The organism is Hyphomonas sp. UBA3601, from assembly GCF_002375605.1.
Lineage (GTDB): Bacteria > Pseudomonadota > Alphaproteobacteria > Caulobacterales > Hyphomonadaceae > Hyphomonas.
Genome location: NZ_DFME01000079.1, coordinates 1,599 through 7,079, shown reverse-complemented (window position 1 = coordinate 7,079; position 5,481 = coordinate 1,599). Strand labels below are relative to the sequence as shown.

6 protein-coding genes are annotated in these 5,481 nt (G+C 57.2%); 3 read left to right on the top strand and 3 right to left on the bottom strand.

Going from position 1 to position 5,481, the window contains the following annotated elements:
* Positions 1-158 precede the first annotated feature (158 nt).
* Both B4F73_RS08000 and B4F73_RS07995 read right to left on the bottom strand, forming a co-directional pair.
* On the bottom strand, positions 159-698 hold the full coding sequence (locus tag B4F73_RS08000; RefSeq protein WP_206991512.1) for a GNAT family N-acetyltransferase: 540 nt from the start codon (positions 696-698) through the stop codon (positions 159-161).
* A gap of 81 nt (positions 699-779) precedes the next feature.
* Positions 780-1,526, bottom strand: coding sequence for a Bax inhibitor-1/YccA family protein (locus B4F73_RS07995; RefSeq protein ID WP_290482958.1), 747 nt, complete (start codon positions 1,524-1,526; stop codon positions 780-782).
* Positions 1,527-1,881: 355 nt separating this feature from the next.
* On the opposite strand from B4F73_RS07995, the gene B4F73_RS07990 reads away from it, so the two are divergent.
* Positions 1,882-2,214, top strand: coding sequence for a DUF2853 family protein (locus B4F73_RS07990; RefSeq protein WP_206991514.1), 333 nt, complete (start codon positions 1,882-1,884; stop codon positions 2,212-2,214).
* An 82-nt stretch (positions 2,215-2,296) separates the two neighbouring features.
* Entirely contained in the window at positions 2,297-2,830 is a 534-nt protein-coding gene (gene thpR / locus B4F73_RS07985; protein WP_290482957.1) for an RNA 2',3'-cyclic phosphodiesterase, read from the top strand.
* A gap of 12 nt (positions 2,831-2,842) precedes the next feature.
* Here the strand turns inward: thpR and B4F73_RS07980 are convergent, their stop codons facing one another.
* A complete protein-coding gene (locus B4F73_RS07980) occupies positions 2,843-4,417 on the bottom strand; it encodes a ShlB/FhaC/HecB family hemolysin secretion/activation protein (protein ID WP_290482956.1) in 1,575 nt (524 codons plus the stop codon).
* A gap of 198 nt (positions 4,418-4,615) precedes the next feature.
* On the opposite strand from B4F73_RS07980, the gene B4F73_RS07975 reads away from it, so the two are divergent.
* Positions 4,616-5,481: FecR family protein (locus tag B4F73_RS07975; RefSeq protein WP_290482955.1), on the top strand; the 866-nt coding region annotated here is incomplete at its 3' end.

The following is a 5,481-nucleotide window of genomic DNA, read 5'->3' as shown; positions in this document are numbered from 1 at the left end:
GCGTTCGCCGCCGCTGGCAGCATGGCAAGCACGGAGGCAAGAGTAAGCGTACGGATCATGGGGCGTCTCCTCTGAAGTCTGTGCACCAGCCTTACCCGCATGCCGGATCAGTGGCGAGGCGTAAACGGCACACCTCACACAGGCTTGATCGGTCGTTATCAGTTGCGGCGGGCCCGCCATTCATCGGCCGTCTGGCCGTAGACATCCCACATCATGCCCTCAAACGGCGGCGGCGTTTCCTGTTTTCTCATGAAGCGGCTACCCAGACGCTCGGCTACGCGAACAGAAGCTGCGTTCTCTGGCAGGATCGTATGGATCACCTCACTCCAGCCCAGAATATCCACCGCATAGTCCATTGCCGCCGTCGCGCCTTCGGTCGCGTATCCCCTGCCCCAGGACGACCGCACGAGTCCCCAGCCGATCTCCGTACCCGGCCAGCCGTTTGGTCTCCAAGGGCCGAGCCGGCCCACCCATTCTCCAGTAGATTTCTCGATCACAGAAAACATGGAGAAGCCCTCAATCGTCCACGCACCGGTCATTGTGCATATTGATCGCCAAGTCAGCTCCGGCCCCTGAACGCCGCCGAGATGGCGCATCACGTCTTCATCGGCATGAAAGGCGTTCCACGCGGGGATGTCTTCTGCGCGAGGCGGACGCAGGAGCAATCGTTCGGTCTCGATTGTCGGACCTATGGCCATGATGACATCCCCCGCCTACCGCACATAAAAAAGCCCCGCCTTGCGAGCGGGGCTTTGTCTACTCTTGTCAAACCAGCGACGCTAGTCGCGACCCGACATGATGGCCAGCAGGAACTGGAACATGTTCACGAAGTCCAGGTAAAGACTGAGCGCACCAAAGGTTGTGGCAACCGCCATGGCCCGGGCATTGCCGGCAATCTGGAAATACATGTTCTTCAGGCGCTGGGTGTCATATGCGGTCAGGCCAGCAAACACCAGAAGGCCGACTACCGAGATCACCATGTGCATCATGCTCGACTGGAAGATCAGCATGTTCAGGATTGACGCGACGATGATGCCAACGACGCCCATGATCAGGAAAACGCCCCAACCGGACATGTCGCGCTTTGTGGTATACCCGTAGAGCGACAGGCCACCGAACGCGATGGCCGTTGTCAGGAAGGCCTTCGACACGATCAGCATGCCGTCCGGCTGGCGGGCATAGACATACACGATGGCGCCCATGCCGACACCGATCAGGGAGACGACCGACCAATAAACAAGGTTCGCCGCTGTGGGCGACGGGTTCTTCATGACGAAGCCTGACAGAAGCAGGATCGCCAATGGAGCAAACATGATGACAAGACCGATTGGTGGGGTCAGGAGGGTCAGTGTGACGCTTTCCGGCACCAGCGCGCCAAAGGCATAAGCCAATGCTGCGGTCAGCAGCAGGCCAAGCGCCATCTTGTTGTAGACGCCCAGCATGAAGCTGCGCAGACCTTCATTGACCGACATGTCCATCGTCTGGCCCGATGGCCCCGGCGAATAGGCACGATTGAAGTCATTCATAGGTGCAATACCCTTTCTGGTTGAAAGGCGGGGATTTATCACCCGCCAAACTGATCTCGAATATGGTGCTGACAGTTAAGTTTAGCAAGTTAAACCAGCGGTAAATGCGACCGCCTCCGTTCGCAATGCCCGCAGGCGATCAGGCATCTGAGCCTATGTCGAATTAGCAGAACCTGCCATGAATCCTGACCTCCGGCGCGATGTGTTGTCCTGAAAGCTCATTTGGGAGAAGGATCAGGCCCTTTCCTGCTGCAATCAGACAGGTCTTATGGATTGACTTGAAATTACCCAAGGTTAATTTTCGTGTTCTGGCGTAATTCCAACAGTGGGGACGCCAAGAATGAAGGGGACAAAAATGGCAGACGCATCTGAATATGCCGAAAACATCAAGAAATATGCGAAAGGCTACAATCAGGCCGCAGCAGAAAAGATCGTGGGACGACTGGGGATTGCCTTGCGCAATCGGGACAGTTCCATTGTCGCCTGCAGCGATTCTGTTGAACTTGATCGCATTCGCGAGAAGTGGTGCCGCGGCAAGCTGGGTCTGCCGCACACTCAAGGCGAGCTGGACGCAGCCATCAAGGCAGTTTGCGACCAGATGAGCGCCGAAGGTGGCTCAAAGTCACGCGTGACGTTCTACTATTTGCTGGCAGAACACTTCGGTAAGCTGGACGCACTCGCCAGCTGAACTGGGCGAAAAGCAAAAGTTTCTGAAAACCCGGTCGCTGTACCGGGTTTTCTTTTGCTTCGGAAACCTGTTCAACCGGTCCATGTATCGCTTGTTTGCCGCCCTCCCTGTTCCGGAAGAAATTCATCCGGGCCTGATCCAGACGCAAACCGGCCTGTCCGGTGCCCGTTGGCGACCGCCCCGGAATTTTCATATTACATTACGTTTCTTTGGAGACGTCTCACACGCCGACGCTCGCGACCTCGACGAATTGCTTGTCGAGATATCCTGTGCGCCGTTCGAGGTGTCATTGGAAGGCATGGGATGGTTCGGCCGGCGGGAACCTTCCGCCGTCTGGGCACGAGTGCGCGAGAGCGATGCCTTGCGTGCGCTGTCCGCGCAATGCGAACGCGCCGCCCGTCGCCTGGGCCTTGCGCCGGACCGGCGCCCGTTCACGCCGCACGTTACCCTCGCCTACCTGCACGGCACTCTGCTCGACGAAGCCGCGGCATGGGTCGAACGCCATCATGCCTATCGCAGCACTGTGTTCTGGGCCGAGGGCTTCCATCTGTACTCGAGCCATTTGGGCGATGGACCCAGCCGCTATGTGGCTGAGGCCGACTATGTGCTGGGTTGACCGGCAGCTGGCCTAATAGGTCACCGACATCTGGAAGAACTGCTGCCAGTCGCGGTTGTCTTCATCATACGGCGTACGGGTGAGAGGCTTGGCAAGTTCGATTCCTGCCGATAGTCGGTCAAGAATGTTGATCCGCAATCCCAGCGCAGCGGACTCCATGTCCTTCTGTCGGACCCCGGTCGGCGTGTCATTCCAGACCATCGCGGCGTCGTATGAAACATAGCCTTGCGCAAACGAGATCAGATCGCTCTCAGGCGAAAAGCCTGCGCGCAATTCCAACAGGCCAGCGATGCCCTCATCACCGGATATTTCACCATAGCCGTACCCGCGTCCCATTACCGATCCGCCCACAGAGAATTCCTCTGCGGACAACAATGGCCCATCGGAAACCTGCCCCGACAGCAAAGCGTAGATGCCAAAATACTTCCCAATGTCGTGATAGTAGGATGTCTTTGCGTAGAGCTTGGTAAAACTCGCGTCTGCATCGTAGCGGGATCGGAACTCAACGGACTCGCCAGACGCGCCGAGAATGTCCAACCCGGATGAGAGTTCGACGAAAAAGTAGGTTTTTGATCCATCATCCGTCTGGAGACCGCGAAGCGCCACACGTGCAACTCGCAATTCGTCTCGATACCCGCCCCCTGACGTCCAGTCATTCTCCAAATGTGCCGCGTCGAATTGCACGCTCGCATACAAACGGTGCGTCCGCCGCTGAATGAGGGGACGCTCATACTTCATCCAGAGTGACAGGGACTCTCCGCCAATTTCGGGACTGTTCGGATTGTGCCCGTCCTGCGACAAAGCCGTTGCGGCCCCAAAAATCAGGCTGTCGCCCGGCTGGAACGAGTAGCGATAATTGGCGCTCACCCTGGCATACTCGCCCGGGTCAACGGGCGTTGTGAACACGTTCAGCCGGAATTGGTCGCGATCTGCGAGGACGGAGTTGAACGCCACTCCTCCATATGCCTGCAATGGGCCAACGCGTTCAGACCCCCGATTGCTCAGCCCTGCATAACCTTCCACCGGATCGAAATCTGTCGTCAGCACCAATTCGTGGCGGGAAGGATCCTCCGGGTCGGGCCGGATACGCGAGGTGACAGACATGCCTCGGATCGCCTTGATCCGGGCCAGTCGACGGTCAAGGTCTGGGAGATGCGCAATCGGTGCGTCGGTGAAGCCCTTCATGATGGGCGACGCCAGGTCAGTACGTGTGCCATCGAACTCAACCTGTGAGATGTGACCTTCAATGACCGTGATCGTGGCGATGCCCGCCTCGAGCGCCTGCCGGTCAACCACCGCTTGCGACAGGAAGTAGCCTTCGTCCCGGTAGGCCTGGGTAATACGATCCGCGATGATCACCAGATCTGACATTTGAGTCGGCTTGGCCAACTGCTTGTCGTAAGAAAATGACAGTTGCTCAGGCGAAATCGTTACTGCACCGACGACCGATACACCCAGAAGAGTGAAGCATCCTTCGTCGCCAAGTTGACATGATGGCGCAACGTTTTCCGGACTTTCGAGACGCCCCCGCAGCAAGCTCGACAACGCGTGTGCTGGAATGGCCAATACAGATGATACCGTTATCATCGACGCAACTGCGAGCAGGCGAAAGCGAAGATTTTTCGTGCGCGCAGCTCGCAAGACCGTGTTCCATTTATTAGAGTATGAGACTCGTTCCTATTCGGAATTTGTGAATGCCATCTTAAATACCTGCGTTTCATATTAACTCGGTATTTAGAGCCGTGATGTCTAATAATACCCTGATATATATGGGGTTTATATAAGATGTTTCGATTTCTGGTTGCCAGTATTCTCAGCGCGTGCCTAGCGGCAAGTTTTCAGTTCGCGTGTGCGGATTCAGACTCCTGGCAACTCGCGGAAAGTCATGGTGTCGTTCGCGTCATGGTGCCTGGAACGGCTATCGCCAAGGCGCGGTCGGGCATGGAGCTTCCCACCGGAACATTGGTCACGACCGGCAAGACAGGCACGGCCACACTCGTACGAAATGACCAGCGCATCAATATCGCCTCCGAGAGCCGGCTGGTCCTGTCGGAAAACTCCGACGCAATGACCCGTATCCGTCAGGATGCTGGTTCAGCTGCATATGAAGTCGATCGCCGCAAGTCGAAACACTTTCGCGTTGACACTGCGCTCATCGCAGCTGTGGTGAAGGGTACGGTCTTCACGGTCTCAGCCAGCCCGGAAGCCGGTAGGGTACACGTGTCAAATGGCTTGGTAGAAGTGCGCTCGCAAGGCGCAGGTAACTCTGTAGACGTACACCCCGGCGAAACGGCGTCCATCGTTCGCAGTGCGCCTGACGAAATCACCGTGCGTGGTCCGAAGGACGCATCCAACGGTGTTGAAGGCTTGAATGTACCTCCAATCGATTACGCAGAAGCCTCGGAAAACCTGCTTGAGCCTGTCGAAGCTGGCGTCGAAGCCGCGCAAGACCGGTCGAATGGCAATCAGGGGCTCGGAAACTCTGTGGCGAACACCGCTTCTGAGGGGAGTTCAGACGAGCACGCTGGCGGACCGAATGCCAACGCGGCAGCCGCAGCCTTCGCCGCCGCAACCAATGCTCGGAATGCCAGCCTGAATGGAAATGGCGCTGATAAAGGGAACGGGAATGGCAATGGAAACGGTGCCGAGAA

Bases quoted from the DNA above. Each gene is read 5' to 3' on its own strand.
- B4F73_RS08000 (WP_206991512.1), bottom strand. From the start codon at position 698: ATGGCCATAGGTCCGACAATCGAGACCGAACGATTGCTCCTGCGTCCG.
- B4F73_RS07995 (WP_290482958.1), bottom strand. From the start codon at position 1,526: ATGAATGACTTCAATCGTGCCTATTCGCCGGGGCCATCGGGCCAGACG.
- B4F73_RS07990 (WP_206991514.1), top strand. From the start codon at position 1,882: ATGGCAGACGCATCTGAATATGCCGAAAACATCAAGAAATATGCGAAA.
- thpR (WP_290482957.1), top strand. From the start codon at position 2,297: ATGTATCGCTTGTTTGCCGCCCTCCCTGTTCCGGAAGAAATTCATCCG.
- B4F73_RS07980 (WP_290482956.1), bottom strand. From the start codon at position 4,417: ATGATAACGGTATCATCTGTATTGGCCATTCCAGCACACGCGTTGTCG.